The sequence below is a fragment of the Quyinboa ferrireducens genome (assembly GCF_042436675.1).
Lineage (GTDB): Bacteria > Bacteroidota > Bacteroidia > Bacteroidales > UBA5342 > JBHJHP01.
The window spans coordinates 233,742-252,103 of sequence record NZ_JBHMVA010000002.1 but is presented as its reverse complement, the minus strand read 5'-3'; the positions used below and the strand labels follow the sequence as shown (position 1 = coordinate 252,103).

15 protein-coding genes and 1 tRNA gene are annotated in these 18,362 nt (G+C 40.0%); 7 read left to right on the top strand and 9 right to left on the bottom strand.

Annotated features, from left to right (window positions below):
- Positions 1–10: 10 nt before the first annotated feature.
- The 4 genes from ACE01N_RS04510 to ACE01N_RS04495 form a co-directional block, all read right to left on the bottom strand.
- Entirely contained in the window at positions 11–712 is a 702-nt protein-coding gene (locus tag ACE01N_RS04510; RefSeq protein WP_375726564.1) for a MotA/TolQ/ExbB proton channel family protein, read from the bottom strand.
- Positions 713–919: 207 nt separating this feature from the next.
- Positions 920–2,212 carry a glycosyltransferase family 4 protein gene (locus ACE01N_RS04505; RefSeq protein ID WP_380585261.1) on the bottom strand — a complete coding sequence of 431 codons (1,293 nt, stop codon included), beginning with the start codon at positions 2,210–2,212 and terminating at the stop codon, positions 920–922.
- A 40-nt stretch (positions 2,213–2,252) separates the two neighbouring features.
- The gene (locus ACE01N_RS04500) at positions 2,253–3,362 is read right to left on the bottom strand and encodes a beta-alanine-activating enzyme beta-propeller domain-containing protein (RefSeq protein ID WP_380585259.1); all 1,110 of its coding nucleotides are present in this window, start codon (positions 3,360–3,362) and stop codon (positions 2,253–2,255) included.
- Positions 3,363–3,423: 61 nt separating this feature from the next.
- A complete protein-coding gene (locus ACE01N_RS04495; RefSeq protein WP_380585257.1) occupies positions 3,424–4,269 on the bottom strand; it encodes an MBL fold metallo-hydrolase in 846 nt (281 codons plus the stop codon).
- 219 nt (positions 4,270–4,488) lie between these two features.
- Between ACE01N_RS04495 and ACE01N_RS04490 the strand changes: the two genes are divergently transcribed.
- Entirely contained in the window at positions 4,489–4,761 is a 273-nt protein-coding gene (locus ACE01N_RS04490; protein WP_380585255.1) for a hypothetical protein, read from the top strand.
- A gap of 5 nt (positions 4,762–4,766) precedes the next feature.
- Here the strand turns inward: ACE01N_RS04490 and namA are convergent, their stop codons facing one another.
- Both namA and ACE01N_RS04480 read right to left on the bottom strand, forming a co-directional pair.
- Complete coding sequence (gene namA, locus ACE01N_RS04485; protein WP_380585253.1) at positions 4,767–5,831, bottom strand: NADPH dehydrogenase NamA; 1,065 nt, start codon at positions 5,829–5,831, stop codon at positions 4,767–4,769.
- A 23-nt stretch (positions 5,832–5,854) separates the two neighbouring features.
- Entirely contained in the window at positions 5,855–6,673 is an 819-nt protein-coding gene (locus ACE01N_RS04480) for a hypothetical protein (protein ID WP_380585251.1), read from the bottom strand.
- 139 nt (positions 6,674–6,812) lie between these two features.
- Between ACE01N_RS04480 and ACE01N_RS04475 the strand changes: the two genes are divergently transcribed.
- Entirely contained in the window at positions 6,813–7,247 is a 435-nt protein-coding gene (locus ACE01N_RS04475) for a DUF1761 domain-containing protein (protein ID WP_380585249.1), read from the top strand.
- Here ACE01N_RS04475 and ACE01N_RS04470 read toward each other — a convergent pair whose 3' ends face one another.
- A complete protein-coding gene (locus ACE01N_RS04470) occupies positions 7,248–7,763 on the bottom strand; it encodes a GNAT family N-acetyltransferase (protein WP_375726556.1) in 516 nt (171 codons plus the stop codon).
- A 314-nt stretch (positions 7,764–8,077) separates the two neighbouring features.
- On the opposite strand from ACE01N_RS04470, the gene ACE01N_RS04465 reads away from it, so the two are divergent.
- On the top strand, positions 8,078–10,090 hold the full coding sequence (locus ACE01N_RS04465; RefSeq protein WP_380585246.1) for a transketolase family protein: 2,013 nt from the start codon (positions 8,078–8,080) through the stop codon (positions 10,088–10,090).
- A 510-nt stretch (positions 10,091–10,600) separates the two neighbouring features.
- Here ACE01N_RS04465 and ACE01N_RS04460 read toward each other — a convergent pair.
- A tRNA-Leu gene (locus tag ACE01N_RS04460) sits at positions 10,601–10,686 on the bottom strand.
- Positions 10,687–10,782: 96 nt separating this feature from the next.
- Positions 10,783–13,401, bottom strand: coding sequence for a DNA mismatch repair protein MutS (gene mutS / locus ACE01N_RS04455; protein ID WP_380585244.1), 2,619 nt, complete (start codon positions 13,399–13,401; stop codon positions 10,783–10,785).
- Positions 13,402–13,542: 141 nt separating this feature from the next.
- On the opposite strand from mutS, the gene ACE01N_RS04450 reads away from it, so the two are divergent.
- The 4 genes from ACE01N_RS04450 (at position 13,543) to ACE01N_RS04435 (ending at position 18,294) form a co-directional block, all read left to right on the top strand.
- Positions 13,543–13,992: a DMT family transporter gene (locus ACE01N_RS04450; RefSeq protein WP_375726546.1), complete on the top strand. Its 450-nt coding sequence runs from the start codon at positions 13,543–13,545 to the stop codon at positions 13,990–13,992.
- A gap of 1 nt (position 13,993) precedes the next feature.
- Positions 13,994–15,013, top strand: coding sequence for an FAD:protein FMN transferase (locus ACE01N_RS04445; protein WP_380585242.1), 1,020 nt, complete (start codon positions 13,994–13,996; stop codon positions 15,011–15,013).
- The gene (locus tag ACE01N_RS04440) at positions 15,010–15,546 is read left to right on the top strand and encodes an HDIG domain-containing metalloprotein (protein WP_380585240.1); all 537 of its coding nucleotides are present in this window, start codon (positions 15,010–15,012) and stop codon (positions 15,544–15,546) included. Before ACE01N_RS04445 ends, ACE01N_RS04440 begins: the two co-directional genes overlap by 4 nt.
- A gap of 537 nt (positions 15,547–16,083) precedes the next feature.
- The gene (locus tag ACE01N_RS04435; RefSeq protein ID WP_380585238.1) at positions 16,084–18,294 is read left to right on the top strand and encodes an FISUMP domain-containing protein; all 2,211 of its coding nucleotides are present in this window, start codon (positions 16,084–16,086) and stop codon (positions 18,292–18,294) included.
- Positions 18,295–18,362: the final 68 nt, after the last annotated feature.

Genomic DNA, 18,362 nt, shown 5'->3' with positions numbered 1-18,362 from the left:
AAAACGATAATTACGCCGGTTCGTTTAACAAATCGAGAAACTCCATGGTTGATGATTCCATTTTATGCACCACCTTATCCACACGGGCCACCAGAAAGTTATACGCAAAATAGGCAATGATCCCGACTATAAGACCTGCAACTGTAGTTACCATAGCGGTATAAATACCATTTGAAAGCAATCCCACATCAATGTTATTGCCTGCATTGGCCATATCGTAAAATGCCCTGATCATCCCAATGACTGTTCCAAGGAAACCGATCATCGGCGCTCCTCCTGAGATAGTTGCCAGAAATGCAAGACCCTTTTCCATTTTCGCAATCTCAAGGTTTCCTACATTTTCAATGGCAGCATTCACGTCTTCCAGGGGACGTCCTAACCGGGTAATCCCTTTTTCTATCATTCTGGCAACCGGTGTTTTTGTCTGTTCACAAAGATTAATAGCTGAATCAATCTTATTATCTGAAATATAATCCTTGATGCGGTTCATAAATCCCGGATCAACCTTTGATTTTTGTTTAATTACCAGAAACCGTTCGAAAAAAATGTATAAGGCAAAAATGAATAAAAGCGCGATTGGGATCATAATCCACCCGCCTTTTAATGCCAGATCAAAAAAACTTATACCGGTCTGGGCTGTCTCTTCAGCACTTTCGGTCAGTACCGGCATGTCACCCTGAGCCTGTGCAAGCATTAACACGAGAAAATTCATATAATTTGCTTCTTTTATGGTTTACTTAATAACGCAGTGCTAAATTAATTATTTTCCGGCAAAGAGAAATGGGTTGTTAATTGTGTGTTGAAAGGTTCAAATAAATGAATAACTGAGAATGAATAATGAACAATTTAAAATGAAACTTTAAACTGTTTAGATCCCTAAAAAAGTTGATCGTTAAGGTTAATACTTCATTGTTAGTTATTAATTCTTCTTTCTTATTTTATCGTAAACAGTGATCATTTCACCGGCGTGCTTATCAATTTTAAAATGTTTTTCCACACCTTTACGGGCACTGATACTTCTTTTAGCATGATGATCAGGATCATCGAGTAAGGTTTTAAGAGCTTTTTCCAGCTCTTCCGGCGTATTGTTTTGGTACACCACACCTCCTTTGGTTTTATTGATAATTTCGGGGAAAGCACCCAGAGCAGGCTGCACCATAGGAATTCCCGATGCCATGGATTCGATCATATACAATCCAAAAGCCTCGCCGTTTCTTACCGGTACAGAAATCATAGATACCCTTTCGAAAAAGCTATGTCTTGCCTCTCCTTCAAACTCCTCCAAAACTTCAAAATGGTCTGCCAGTCCGGCCTTTCTAAGTTTGCCCAGGTTTTGCTTAATGAATTTGGTATCTGCCCCGGTTGAACCTCCTGTCAGGATCAGTTTTACGTCCGCATATTTTGAATCCTTTTTCAGACGGATAAAGGCATCTACCAGAATATCCATGCCATTTTCATGACACATTCTGGACACATAGCCAATATGTCTGTCACCGGTTCCCCGCTCAAAAAAACGATAATCGTCCGGATTTACGCCCAAATGTATGGTATGCATTTTATGATCCGGAATATTCAGTACCGGTTTCATCCGTTCTGCAAAATAACTGCTTACCGAAATGTATGCATCAACCTCCTGTCCTTTGTCGGCCATTAGTTTCCATACGCCTTCCCTGACATCAGGCTCCATCACATCCACCCACACATCTTCATCCTGCAACGAACATACAATAGGTACATTCAGCTTCTTTTTTATCTGATGTGCGAGTCCTAACAACAACGCATTTGATATATGGATCACATCCGGCTTACAATTTTCGGCCATCCAGTCTGTCATTCGTTCCAGTTCCTCTTTCTGCTTGCCTTCTTCGCCCATTAACATCGAAATGGTCATATCTTCCAAACCGGTTGCATCGGTCGATCCGGACATTTTTGCTGCAAATTTCAGCATCGGACCTGAGTTCAACAGGTTATCAAACCATTTGGGCGCTTTTCTGAAGATTGGCATCAATTGCTTCAGGTAAATACTTATAGCACCGTAAAACACCGGTGTATCACCCAAATCGTGTTCATCGGAAAATAAAGGAAGGTACATCGGAATTTTAACCACGTTGTGCCCCTGTTCGCGTAATGCCTCCACGAACTTACTGTCACGCAAACAGTTTCCGCAGTAAAACGAACCTCCTGAACCAGGTATGATTTGTATGATATTCATCGCATGTGTTTTTTAGTGTGGAAAGCAAAGATAGTTATTTTCATTGTTCCCCAAGGCAATACAGATTTCCATCCTCTGCAGCAATTATAATTTTTCCGTCAACCACGGCAGGCGTGGCACTGATGGCAGATCCAAGCTCATAACTCAGTAACTTTTTCCCGGTGTTAAGATCCAGAATCAGTAAATCGCCCCGCATATTTGCGGCAAGTACTTTTGAACCACTTATTACAGGTGAGGCATCCACCCTGCTACCGGTGTTGTATTTCCATATGACTGAACCGTCTGATTTATCGAAACAGTATAGAAACTTGTCTCTACAACCAGCCACAACTTTGCCATCGGACAGAGCCGGAGAAGCAATAAACGCAAGATTCTTATTTACATCTTCCCATCTCCATTTAATAGTTTTGTGCTCCAGGTCAATGGCAGAGAAGCGTCCGTCATAGTCGCCGGTATAAGCCATTTTATTTTCGAGTGCGGATGAACCGGCCACATAGGTAGCCACCTCCACTTTCTCATTCAACTTCCCATCTAATACACTGATAACGTGCAAAAAACCATCACAACCGCCAAATACCACCTCTCCGTTTAAACAGGCAGGTGCCCCATTAATATAGTTATCCGACTCGTATTTCCACAACAGTTTTCCGGAATCCGGATCAAGTGCATATAAAAAGTAGTCATAACTGCCAAACATCAGAATATCCTTATTTTGCCAGGAATAAACAACCGGCGATCCCATAATCTGACCATCCGTTTTAAATTGCCATAGTTCTTCTCCGGTCTTCAGACTAAGACAAAAAAGCGTTCCGTTCAGGTCACCAACAAATACATAAGCACCATGAATAGTTGCCGGTGCTTCAAAACCGCTTTCTGACTTAAACGACCAGAGTTTTTCTCCTTTCATGCTGATGGCATATAATGTTCCATCCATAGCGGCAACCACGATGGTTTTCCTACATACAACAGGACTGCTCTTAAACTGATCCTCTGTAGAAAATGTCCATATAACCCCCATCTCTTCCGGAAAGGTTGATTGTGTGACACCAGTCAGCGCTGCATCACCCCTGAAATTGGGCCAGCATGTTTTAATCTGCCCCGAAACTATAACGGATAAAAACAGAAATATAAATATTACAAATTGTTTCATGAATTATGGAGCTCTTTTAATAAATCCGGTGGTTAAGATACGAAAATTTAGCGCCTTTATTTTATTCCGTAAATTCTTTTAACAAACCTGTTTTACCAGCCCTAAAACCATCCTCTGTTTGTTCAACCAAACAGCACTCGTTATACAAATCGTGTTCCAAAAAAAGGATATAACCGTTTTCTGCTGCTTCCTTTAAAAATGATTCTTTCTCATGAATTGAGATCAACGGGAAGGTATCGTAAGCCGAGATCCAATCCGGTTGAACCGATGCCGCCATGGGAATTAAATCAGCAGTATAAACCAATGTTTTACCTTTAAAGGTAATAAAAGGCAGTATTTGTCCCGGCGTATGTCCGTTAAATATTCTGACAAAGAAACCGGGAGCAAGCTCTTTGTTTTCATCAATGAATTTAAGCTTGTCTGCCTCAAAAACTGGCATCATATCTTCCTTAAAAAAAGCGTCCTGTTCCAGTCTGTTTGGATTCAGAAAGTTATCCCACTGCGCTTTTCCGACCCAATAGACCGCATTCGGAAATGTAAGTTCCGGTTTAGTTCTGTCCGCATTATAGAAAACACTTCCGCCACAATGGTCAAAATGCAAATGAGTCAGTACCATATCAGTAATATCTTCCGGTTTGTAACCTGCGCTATTCAGTGACCGGATCAGTTCACCGCTCCCATTCAGGTGATAATCCGCATAGAACGATTCGCTTTGTTTATTGCCCATGCCATTATCTACTAGGAATACCCTGTCTCCGGTATCAACAAGCAGGGAACGCATGGATAAATTACAGTAATTATCTTTGTTACAGGGATAAAGATGACTCCATTGCACTTTGGGTACCGTGCCAAACATGGCCCCTCCGTCAACCATAAAGTTTCCCGTATCAATTACATGAAATTCCATCGCTTTAATTCTATAATACAAATATAGAAGTAATGCGAATCAAGAGTTAAAAATTACGACTATAAATCAGGATATTAACTTTTCCAAAGTTTAAAACTTTGGAAAAGCTTATCTACTAACCTCATAATAATGAAAAGGCACTTTACAAATCTGTTTTTATATTGATTTTACTCTGAATAATGCCTAAATTTAGTCTGCAAAATCCTTAAAATTGAAATTATGGAAACCCGGCAATCAGAATCCGTTTCATACTTTGTAGTCTTCAGTGAACGGTTTGATAATCAGAAAGATTTTATTATTCAAAATCTTGAAAACAGGTTTGGAAAGACAGTTCCTAATTTTTCTGAAGACGTGGAAATCAACTTTTTAGATTCCAGTCATTTTGGAGAAGGTTACAGTATAAAAATTACGGCTCCTGTTATGTTAGAAAACCTTCTACACGAGCATTTCCTGACCAGCAGCAAAGCAATGGCCATTATAAAAATTGAATGACGGGCTTATACTTTAGCTCTTTGATACTGAACCGGCCATTCAATATCTTCGCCCATCTCAGAAGCAGCGATCAAAGGAAAGTAAGGATTCCTTAGCGACTCCCTAGCCATAAGAATAAGATCTGCCTGGTTCTGATCCAAAATCTTTTCGGCCTGAACAGCTTCAGTAATCAATCCCACAGCACCCGTCATAATTCCGGTCTCGTTCTTTATACGATCTGCAAACTGAACCTGGTAACCAGGTTCAACCGGCACTTTTGCGTGCGGAACTATACCGGCAGAGGAACAGTCAATCAGATCCACGCCTTTACTTTTTAATACCGCAGCCAGTTTTACCGATTCATCAATATTCCAGCCACCTTCTACCCAATCAGTAGACGAAATACGTACAAATAACGGCAGGTTTCCCTGCCAAACAGATGTTACCGCAGCAACTATTTCGAGCAGCAAGCGGATTCTGTTTTCAAAGCTTCCACCATATTTATCCACTCTGTAATTCGATAGCGGCGATAAAAACTCATGAATCAGATACCCATGCGCTGCATGAATTTCCAGAACCTTATATCCAGCTTTTAAGGCTCTTTCGGTTGCTTTTTTAAAATCATTTATAACTTTCGAAATTCCTTCTTCATCCAACATTTCAGGTGCTGCATCCTGATTAAAAAACGGAATAGGCGAAGGCGCTACGGTTTGCCATCTGCCGTTATCATGAGCAAGTTGTTTTCCGCCGTCCCAGGGCCTGGCACATCCAGCTTTTCGTCCGGCATGTGCCAGTTGAATTCCGGCAATGGCGCCATGCTGATGAATAAATGAAGTGATGCGTTGCAGCATTTCAATATGTTCATCTTTGTACAGCCCTAAATCAGCAGGCGTAATTCTCCCCTCAGGTGAAACGGCTGTTGCCTCCTGTATAATCAGGCCCGCACCACCAATAGCCCTGCTTCCAAGATGAACCAGGTGCCAGTCGTTGGCAAAACCGTCCTCAGAGGAATACTGACACATGGGAGAAACAGTAATTCTGTTTCTGAACGTTATATCTTTAATTTTTAAAGGTGAAAAAAGTTTTGACATAGTATAAATTTTCCAAGGATGTATTACAATTTATATTCTTTCATTTTATCACGATCTGCGTTGGTTCCAAACACATAAATAAGCGTCTGTCCGGGTTTCTCTTTTATATCAAAGGTAACTGCACCTTTCACCTGCCAGTAATCATCCACTGCATATTGCTGTTTTGTTACAGGATCCCACATTTCCGGGGCTCCGGCAAGTGTTCCAAAAGTACCTTTAAATTCAATATCATCATCAGAGTGATTAGTGACCACGAAAAAATCAATCCCCTTATAATGATACTGGTTCCATTCAAGATTAAGGTCGGCCGGGTATTTAAACTGTGGTTCAACTTTCATCATACCCAAAACCTTATTGGGTTGTTCACCACTAACAATACCGCCACCTCCGAATTTTATGGTCCTGAAATCATTCAATGGTAAATTTTCAATCGGACTGTCCGGCACATCGTAAGATATTACGCCGCCATCTTTAACGATTCTCTTATACGTTGCAAAATCTGATACGGCATTGGCATATAATAAATGATATACCTGGCTATCAATTTTTATTGTCTGGTTGCTGACCTTTGCTTTAGCAAGATCCACCGAACTAATTTCCCGGTAAGCATAACCGTTCATGTAGAGGCTGTCAAGATAAACCTTTGAAGGAGCCATTGCTGTATCTACCAAAACCGCTACATCATAAACCGGTTTAGAAATGTCTGACATTCTTTGTAAACACACATCCACACTTCCATTGGCAGCGAACGCATTTTGCAGCTCATTACTGTTTTTGCCATGTCGGCAGGCTGAAAAAATAACTACTGCAAAAAACAGGAATAAATAGTTTTTCCTTATCATGACGAATAACTTAACATTTTCATTTCCATCTATTAACCTTTGACGCTGCAAAATGTTTGCTGTAAAGCCTTAATTATTCTGAAGGATTGCCCTGGTTAAAATTTATTCAGACCAGCACTAAACTTTTTAACAGAATTTAATGTTTTACGAAAAAATAGTTATGGAAATCCTGAATTCTTTCTCAGAAATCAATTGGTTGTCAGTCATAGTTTCAACCATTATAGCATTTGCTATTGGAGCAGTTTGGTATTCTCCTCTATTGGTTGGCAATGCATGGCAAAAAGAAATTAATCTTTCAACTGATGATTTGAAAAATACCAACATGGCGCTGGTTTTCGGGCCTGCTTTTGTACTTACATTTATAGGCGCTATTATATTGGAGTTGTTGATCGGACAGCAATCAACATTAGCAGAAGGATTAGTTACCGGATTGATTGTCAGTATCGGTTTTATTACAACGGCATTAGGTATTAACTATCTGTTCGCCAGGCACTCACTAAAGCTTTTTCTCATTGATTCAGGATATTTTATCATATTCTTCGCTGTAATGGGAATGATATTAGGCGCCTGGTGATTAAAGCCACTTTTCGAAACAACAAAACAGGTCTTTCTTTTTTCTCAGCACTATATTCCCGGTATAACGATACTCCATCTTCTCAAAAATGTGCAGCATGGGTTTATTTTTACAGTTGGTATCCGAGCGCAGGGATCTCACGCCATACTCAGATGTTAATTCTTCAGCATACTGCATCATTTTTTGACCAAGTCCCGATCCGGCAAAATTACGGTTAATCACCATACGGTGTATTACCAGACTCTTAGGAGGTGTTTTCCAGTCAGGAGAAAAATATTCCGGAGGTTGATCCAGATTCAGGCAGATGAAACCCGCTATCTGTGAATCAATCACCATTTTATATAACGATCCGCTGTTAATATCTTTTTCAAATGTATCCACCAAAGGATATTCATCGTCCCATTGAAAGTTCCCTATAGAATGCATGAATTCTTTCGCATCCCTAACCAAAGTCATTATTTCCGGCAAATCCTTTACATCTGCCTTAAGCATGTTGTAGTTTTGTTCAATTCCCATACCACGTAACTTAAACTGAGTAAAAACTCAAAGTTGCGTTTCACAAATTTTGTTTCGATCCCAAAAATAATGAATTCGTTAAGTTTATGGTGATAATGTATCAGAATATTTAAACCTCTGCTAAAAATTTAATATTTTTGATGTCGGCGATCAAAACCAAATTAAAATGAACGGAGCATTTTTTATATTTGACTGAAAATGATTAATATTGCATTCGTTAAATTTTTAAGTGTATTTTTTACACAAAAGACCGCACAACATTAAAAGAATAATTATAATCCAAAAATAGAATGTCAGTAAACAGTAATGATTTAATGAAAAAAGCAGCAGATAATATCCGTATATTATCCGCTTCTATGGTTGAAAAAGCGAAATCAGGTCATCCGGGTGGTGCCATGGGTGGAGCAGATTTTGTTAATGTATTATATTCCGAGTTTCTGGAATACGATCCGGATAACCTGTCATGGTTCAACCGCGACCGTTTCTTTCTTGATCCGGGGCACATGTCACCAATGTTATATTCTGCATTAAGCCTTTGTGGAAACTATTCGATGGAAGACCTGAAAAATTTCCGTCAATGGGGAAGCGTAACTCCGGGGCATCCTGAAGTTGACGTTGAACGTGGTGTTGAAAACACATCGGGTCCGTTAGGACAGGGTCACACATATGCAGTTGGTGCCGCCATTGCTTCAAAATTTTTGGCTGCCCGCTTCGGAGACTGGATCAACCACACCATTTATGCTTACATTTCTGACGGTGGTGTTCAGGAAGAAATTTCGCAGGGTGCAGGTCGTTTGGCAGGTCACCTTGGATTAGGAAACCTGATAATGTTTTATGATTCAAATGATATTCAGCTGTCTACCGAAACCAATGCCGTTACCAGCGAGGTTGTCGGACAGAAATATGCAGCATGGGGCTGGAACGTTGTAGAGATTGCTGGTAATGACACTGATGCCATCCGAAAAGCATTAAAAGAAGCTAAAACCGTGACTGACAAACCAACTATTATAATTGGTAAAACAGTTATGGGCAAAGGTGCCGTAACAGAAGATGGTTCAAGTTACGAAAACCAGTGTTCAACGCATGGTATGCCTTTGGGTGAAGCCGGTGCATCGTTTGCAAAATCCATTGCAAACCTTGGTGGAAATCCTGAAGATCCATTTGTAATATTTGACGATGTAAAAGCATTGTACGAAAAACGTCAGGCAGAATTACGTGAAATCGTTGCCGCTAAAAAAGCTGCAAAAGCAGAATGGGCAAAAACGAATGCTGAAGCAGCTGCTAAACTGGAATCTTTTATTAAAGGTGAACTTCCAAACGTAGGCTGGGCTGCGATTGAGCAAAAAGCAAACGTTGCGACCCGTGCAGCTTCAGGAGCAGTTCTTGGAATATTGGCAAAAGAAGTTGAAAACATGATTGTTGCTTCCGCCGACTTATCTAATTCTGATAAAACGGACGGATTTCTTAAAAATACCAAAGCATTTGTTAAAGGCGATTTCTCAGGAAAATTTCTTCAGGCTGGTGTAAGTGAGCTTACCATGGCAGCTGTGATGAACGGTATAGCCCTCCACGGAGGTGTTATTCCAGCTTGTGCTACCTTCTTTGTATTCTCGGATTACATGAAGCCTGCCGTTCGCATGGCAGCCCTTATGGAACTTCCGGTAGTTTACATCTGGACGCACGATGCGTTCCGTGTTGGTGAAGATGGGCCTACACATGAACCGGTTGAACAGGAAGCCCAGATTCGTTTGATGGAAAAACTTCAGAATCATAACGGACATAACAGTATTACCGTACTGCGTCCTGCTGATGCAGACGAAACAACTGTTTCGTGGAAGATGGCTATTGAAAACCGCTCAACCCCAACTGCTTTGATCCTGTCACGCCAGAACATCACAAACCTTCCGGCAAAATCAAGCCGTTACGAAGAAGCATTGCAAACTGATAAAGGAGCTTACATTGTTTCAGATTCTGAAGGAACACCTGATGTGGTTCTTATTGCCAGTGGTTCTGAGGTTTCAACATTGGTTGAAGGAGCTGAGCTGTTGCACAAGGATGGCATTAAAACACGTATCGTTTCTGTACCATCAGAAGGTTTATTCCGCAATCAGTCGAAAGAATACCAGGAATCTGTTATTCCTACAGGAGCCAAAGTATTTGGTCTGACTGCAGGTCTGCCTGTTAACCTTGAAGGTTTAGCCGGTGCCAATGGCAAAGTTTGGGGTTTGAATTCATTCGGCTTCTCTGCACCTTACAAAGTATTGGATGAGAAACTCGGTTTCACCGGTGCAAATGTTTACAACCAGGTTAAAGAATTTCTCAAGTAAATATTCATCATAAATTATAAAAGGCCGGTCCTGATTTGGGATCGGCCTTTTTTATGTCTTGTACTTTAACCACAAATCCCAAGCAATCAAATAAGCGGAATAACAATTTTGAGAAATTCTTATTTTAATGCAGAATTCTTAATACTGTTGAAACAACAACATTCCCAAAAGTTATAAATGTGACAGGTTTATTTAAAAATGTTATACGAAATTGAATGGTTCGTCTGTAATTTTACAAACGTAATAAAAACAAAAAATGCCTGAGCAGATTAGATAGTCAGGTTATAATAGTATTAATGAATACTTACTAAGATCATAAAAAATAATTTAAATAGGTTTTTTTCATATACAATAATCAAGGATTAGTTAGCACAGCCGTTCCGCCTGGAACGGCTTTTTTTTTACTTCAGTACTCTGGATAATTAATCACTTTTCTTACTTATTAAAAAAATATTACCAACTTTCTAAAACGAAAAAAGCTTCTCAAAAAAACTGAGAAGCTTTTAACGGTACCCGGAGTGGGACTTGAACCCACACAACCATTTCTGGTTACTGGATTTTAAGTCCAGCGCGTCTACCAATTCCGCCATCCGGGCAACAATATCTTTGGATGACTTATTTCAATGAATCGTGCTCATTTGAGCGGTGCAAATATAATGGTGTTTTCTTTTTTTCCAAAATTGAAATGCCAATTATTTCCCCTTAATCAGCTTTTTTATCTCATTCAGTTTATTCAATGCCTCCACCGGCGTCAGATTATTGATATCCGTGCTCAGAATTTCATCACGGATTTGCGACAAAACCGGATCATCCAGCTGGAAAAAGCTCATCTGAAAGCCTTCCCTTTGCTGGCCTATTTTATCCACCGGTTTTGAAATACCCGATTTACGGTTGTCTGTCTCCAGTTGTTTCAGAATATCCTCTGAACGTTTCACCACACTTTTTGGCATTCCTGCCATAGCTGCCACATGAATACCAAAACTGTGCTCACTTCCCCCACGCACCAGTTTACGTAAAAACAGAATTTTATCATCCAGCTCTTTTACGGATACATTGAAGTTTCTGATCCTTTTAAAGCTTTTCTCCATTTCGTTCAGTTCGTGGTAATGCGTGGCAAATAAGGTTTTGGCCTTTGCCTTTGGATGTTCATGAATGTGCTCCACAATGGACCAGGCTATGGAGATTCCATCGTAAGTACTTGTTCCACGCCCCAGTTCATCAAACAAAATCAAACTCCGGTCCGAAATATTATTCAGAATGCTTGCGGCCTCATTCATCTCCACCATAAATGTGGATTCACCCAATGATATATTATCGGAGGCACCAACCCGTGTAAAGATTTTGTCCACAAGGCCAATTTTAGCACTTTGAACGGGTACAAAAGCACCAACCTGAGCCATGAGTACAATCAGAGCCGTCTGCCTCAACAAAGCTGACTTACCGGCCATATTCGGACCCGTAATGATGATGATCTGTTGCGAATCACTGTCAAGCAAAACGTTATTCGAGATGTACTCCTCTCCTAACGGCAGTTGGGTTTCTATTACCGGATGGCGTCCTTCCACAATATCAATAACAGCTGAATCATTGACCTCTGGTCGCACATATTTATTTTCTTTGGCCACGCGGGCAAACGACAGGAGACAGTCCAGTTTGGCTATAAGGTTAGCGTTTAGCTGAATAGGTGCAACATATTCTGCCAGATCATACACCAGCTGGCTGTATAATTTTGCTTCCAATACCTGTATCTTCTCTTCTGCGCCAAGAATTTTGGATTCATACTCCTTCAGCTCTTCCGTGATATAGCGTTCAGCATTTACCAGGGTCTGTTTACGGATCCACTCTTCCGGAACCTTGTCCTTGTGCGTATTTCTAACTTCGATATAGTAACCAAACACATTATTAAAAGCCACCTTAAGACTTGGAATTCCTGTCCTTTCTGTTTCACGCTGCTGAAGTTTCACCAGGTAATCCTTGCCGGAATAAGCCAGATCACGCAGATTATCCAATTCCTCATTCACACCGGATTTTATAACATTTCCTTTCTGAACCAGGGATGGTGGATCGTCATTAATTTCTTTTCTTATCCTTTCACGGATTGTATCACAAGGATTAAGCTGTTCTGCCAATCTCTGTAGTCCTTCATGATTCGTAGCAGCACAGGCTTCTTTAACTGGTATTACAGCATCCAGCGCTACGCGCAGCTGAACCACTTCGCGTGGAGTTATACGCGAAACAGAAGCTTTGGAAATAATACGTTCCAGATCACCAATCAGATTGATTTTTTCTTCCAGCAACATTTTAAAATCCGGCGTCTTAAAGAAATGATCCACAATATCGTGCCGCTCCGAAATAGCTTTAATGTCTTTCAACGGAAAAGCAACCCACCTTTTTAGTAATCTGGAGCCCATAGGTGAAATGGTTTTATCCATTACATCAACCAAAGCAGCTCCGCCTTCATTGATAGGATGAAACAACTCCAGATTCCGAATTGTAAACCGGTCAAGCCATACAAAGCGTTCCTCCTCAATTCGTGAAACGGCCGTAATATGTCCCAGTTGCTGATGATGTGTAATATCAAGATAATGGAGAATTGCACCGGCTGCCGTGATCCCGGCTTTCAGCTGCTCAACTCCATACCCTTTTAGGTTTTTTGTTTTAAAATGCTTAATGAGCCTGTCATACGAAGAGCTATATTCAAACACCCAGTCCTCCAGTTCATAGGTAAACAATTTTGAACCAAAAGCCTCCCTGAATTGCTGTTTTTTATTGCGTTCAAACAGTACTTCTTTAGGTGCAAAGCTATTGATGAGTTTATCGATGTATTCTACCGAACCCTCAGCCAGCAAAAACTCACCGGTTGAAATATCCAGAAAAGAAATACCGGCTTTGTTTTTCTCAATATTAACACTGGCCAAAAAATTATTTTCTTTATGATTAAGGATATTATCATTGATAGAAACTCCCGGAGTCACCAACTCTGTGATACCGCGTTTAACAATGTTTTTGGTGGTTTTCGGATCTTCCAGTTGCTCGCAGACCGCCACACGCAAACCTGCCCTGACTAATTTGGGCAGGTACGTATCCAGCGCATGATGTGGGAATCCGGCCAGCTCCACGTAAGAAGCGGATCCGTTTGCTCTTCGGGTCAAGGTTATACCCAAAACCTGGGAGGTTTTTATGGCATCATCAGAAAAAGTTTCGTAAAAGTCTCCCACCCTAAACAACAGTATCGCATCAGGATGTTTATCCTTAATCTGGTAATACTGCTTCATGAGGGGTGTTTCAACTGCTTTTCTTCCTTGCGCCATAGTGTAATGTTCTGAATATGCAAATATAAAACATCACAGCGGTGAAGCCGAAAAGCCTGTAAAAAGTTTTAAACAAATATTTAAAATTCTGTACTCTTGGTTTTATTCCATTAAATTTGCAGGAATCATAAAAAATTGGTCATGCAAAAAACACTTTTACTAACTGGTATAGCGCTGATTATGGGCGGATTAATTCCGGTTCAAAGCAGCCTTAATGCATTTCTTGGTCAGCAGCTCAAAAGTCCGCTTCAGGCAACCTTTATAAATTTTGCAGCCGGTCTGCTCCTGTCCGTATTCCTGTTATTATTTGTGTTCAGAGTAACCATCCCTTCCATGACTGTACTTAAGGAAATTCCCTGGTATTACTACTTTGGAGGATTCATAGGCGTAAGTTTTGTAACCATGGTGGTTATGCTGACCCCCAAAATAGGTATCACCAATGTGTTAGCCGGAGCACTGGTAGGACAGCTGATTATATCTGCTATTATGGATCATTTTGGTTTACTGAACCTGAATGTGCATCCCATAACATGGAACCGTGTTTTTGGCATTATCTTTTTAATTGTCGGTATTATTTTAACTCAGAAGTAGTATGAAGACCAGACGTTTATCCATTCTGTTGCTAATCATTATTGCAGGTGCATTTCTTGTTATAAATTTCAATAAAGGGGAGTACATTCGTAATCAGGGACTTATTCACGGTACTATTTATCATTTTATTTATAACAGTCCCGATAAAAAAGATTTGCAGTCCGTTCTTGAGCAGGAAATGCACCAGTTCGATAATTCCCTTTCCACTTTCGTTCCTTCATCTACAATATCTAAGATCAATAGCAATACCGATATGTCAACCGATTCGTTGTTTGAAGTTTTATACAAGCGTTCTGTTGAGATTTCGGATCAAACCGACGGCGCATTTGATATGACTGTAGCTCCGCTGGTGAACGAATGGGGTTTTGGATATGAAACATCTGGCGACAGTACCGTGAGCAAACAAATCATCGATTCTTTGCTTCAGTTTACCGGTTATGAGATGGTTCATCTTGTGGATCACAAAATAACTAAGGATGACCCCAGAATAAAACTCGACGCCAGTGCTATAGCCAAAGGTTTTTCGGTAGATATGGTTGCAAATCTTCTGGAAAAATATGGCGTGAAGGATTACATGGTGGAAATTGGTGGTGAAATTCGGGTAAAGGGTAAAAATCCGAAAGGGCATAAATGGGTCATTGGCATCGATAAGCCGATTGATGATCCCACTGTTTCGCATGAAGAATTGCTGCAGACCATTGATATAACCAATAAGGCCATCGCCACATCAGGTAATTACAGGAACTTTTACGTAAAAGATGGCGTAAAATACAGCCATACCATCGATCCGGCCACAGGGTATCCGGTTCATCATAACCTGTTAAGTGCCACCGTAATTGCAGATGATTGCATGACTGCCGATGCATTTGCCACGGCCTGCATGGTTTCAGGTGTAGAGAAGAGTCTGACCTTTGCAAAAATGAACAAAAACCTGGACATATTCCTTATATACAGTGATGAAAACGGAGATCTTAAAACAGCCTCCAGCAATAATTTTGATGCATATTTGTCAAAGGAATGAATCCTGAAGAACTCATAAAAAAATATTACGCAGAGAATCCTGACGCTTTTGACAAACTAATGGTACACAGCACCATGGTTAAGAACAAAGCGCTGAAAGTAGTAGACGATCATCCTGAATTGTTGGCAGACAGGGAATTTGTGGAATCAGCCGCCATGCTGCATGATATCGGGATCATCTTCACCAATGCACCTTCCATTGGATGCAACGGCAGCTGGCCGTATATTGCACACGGACACCTTGGAGCAGAGCTGTTGCGCAAGGAGGGTTATCCGTTTCATGCGAGGGTATGCGAAAGACATACCGGAACAGGCCTCACCCGCGAAGAAGTGGTCAACCAAAACCTTCCCATTCCTCCGTCACGGTATGTACCGGAAACCATCGAAGAACTCATCATATGCTATGCTGATAAATTTTATTCCAAGGGAGACCTGACATATGAACATTCCGTGGATGAAGTCCTTCAAAATCTAAGCCGGTACGGAGAAGATAAGAATGAAACGTTTTTAAAGTGGCATGAGATGTTTAAGTGAAATAGATATAAGATATAAGATACAAGATACAAGATACAAGATACAAGACCCAAGATTCAATACTCAAGTATCTGGACTCAGGGGTTTAATAATTTCATTTTACTTTTCTAACTTTAAGTTCCAAATCGAAAAACTATGGCACAGAAATTTAAATGGGCAATCATAGGAACCGGGCGTATTGCTAATGAAATGGCTCACGACCTGCTGCTTTAAAAAATATTGAACTGACATGCATTCACCCTTTTGACTTTTCAGTCATGAAAGACCTTGTTACTTTATAATTTCACCCTATATAATGTTGAAGTATTTGCCCAAAGCTAACTTTACTTTTCCTGTGTATTAAGTTTTATCCAACCCGGATAAAAATGACATATTTAACAATTGTTTGTCATATTTTTTTGTACATTTATATGTTAACCACCTTGTAACTACTTGATTTTAAATACACAAAATAGCTTGTAGTGTATATACATTTTATGTGAAGTATAAGCAATAAGATGTGAAATATGCACAACAAATTAAATAAAAAACCGCTTTATGAAAACTTATTTACTCTCCTTTATTTTTATTTTTAGTGTAACCGCATCTATTGCTCAGGATCACAGAGTAATTTTCAGCGCTGTGGGCGATTACAATTCAATTGATTCTATACGTGTAGAAAACATTACCCAGGGAACTTCCGTAAAATTGGGCGGAACCGATACGCTTTTATTAATAAGGAGCTATACCCCACTGCAGATTCCCATAAAGTCAGATGATAATATCGCAATATATCCTAATCCTGTTTCAGATAAGTGTAATATCGAATTTACTCTTACTTCCACAGAATCCGTAAAAATCCGTCTGTTTGATAGTTCGGGAAAACTAATAGTTCAAAACAATTGTTCACTGCCAAAAGGAGATCAACGTTTACGAATTGAAAATTTAGACAAAGGAATATATTTCTTAAGTATTAATTCCAGAACATACTACAGTTCCGGTAAAATTATAAGTTATAGTGGAAATGGCCATGCCACTCCTGAAATAAGTATTAAGTCGGGTGGTTTTAATGCTGAATTTATTCATAAGAAAAGTATTAAAGAATCGGGTCTGGTATACCTTCCTTATATTTTTAATGATAATATTATTGCTACAGCGATGTGGACTAATGAAATAACAACCATTCCTTTTAGCAACGTCATACCTTTGAATTTTACGTGTGATACGGTATTGGATAAAGATTTTGAGGTCAATATTGAATTTACAGAATGCATTGACGCTATGGGAAAAAGTTATCCTACAATTGAACTTGGGAACCAGGTATGGATGGCTGAAAATTTTAAAAGTAAATTACAGCTTGGTAGCTGGAGCTATGAGGATGATGAAAATAACGCTGAGCTTTATGGACGATTATATGATTGGAAAGCAGCAAAGCAAAATGCACCTGAAGGATGGCATCTGCCCTCCTTTGATGAATGGGTTCAACTTTACGGATATTTAAATTCGGGAAGTTACCAAACCAATGATACAACAATTAGCGGATTAAAATCTGTTTCCCATTGGGAAGATACCGATGAAGGCCAAACTGGTAATGGGACAAACACCAGCGGAATGTCTCTTTTGCCTGGTGGCTATAGAAATGCAAGTGGCTATGACGGATTAGGCCTGACCGGAAATTACTGGACTTCAACAACCTATGAGGCTGATACAAGTTATGCCCAGGTCTGGAGGCTTTTTAGATGGAATACGTCAATTGGGATGGGTTATATGACAAAGGCAGACATGAGTCTTTCTGTCAGGTATATCAAAGACTATGCTCCGGAAATAGTAACTATGGCTGCCTCTGACATCAGTTCAGCAGAGGCAACAATGAACGGCGTCATAAAAAATGATGGAGGAAATGCAGTAACCGAATGCGGTTTTTACTGGAGCAAAGTGAACCAGGTTCCGGATTCTGACGATAGCGTTTCCTTATGCACAACTCCATCGGATACGTTTGAAATAAAACTCGAAAATCTGGAACCGGATTCCAGATACTTTTATCGGGCATTTGCAACGAACAATCTAGGAACATCCAAAGGTGAGGTGCAGTTTATCACAACAGATCAGGATACCAATAAAATTGAATACAGCAGCTTTATAGATAGCAGAGACGGAACCACATATAAGACCATAAAAATCGGAGACCAAACATGGATGGCAGAAAATCTTGCATTTATGCCATTTGTTAATCCTGCAGACAGCGTATCAACAGATGTACCCTTTTACTTTGTATCCGGATATAATGGAAACAACATTAATGAAGCTAAATCCACCTATAATTATGCCACCTATGGCGTCCTGTACAATTGGGTAGCTGCAACTACAGCCTCTCCGAATGGCTGGCATCTGCCATCTTTTGACGAATGGGAAGCTTTAACTGATTATATCAAAGACAATCCTGAATTATTTAACAATTGTACCGTTACATCTTCGCTGGCAGCTACTTCAAACTGGACCTACTCACCCAATACAGGCGCGGCGGGTAACGACTTGCAAAACAATAATAGTTCCGGTTTCTCTGCTCTACCCGGAGGAATGTGTCAGGCTACGATAGGGCAGTTTCCGCATATTGAAACAAATGGGTACTGGTGGTTATCAACTGAAAAAGCAAATGTTTATGGTATGTTTACAATGGCATATTGTTTTAACCTGAGTTATAATATGGGATACTATTTTGATTCATACCATAAATCAGATGGATTCAGTGTCAGATGCATAAAGGACTAATTATAATAGTTTACATTCGGATATCGAGTTCAAATTAATCAGGAAAATAAGCTCCATTAATCAGATAT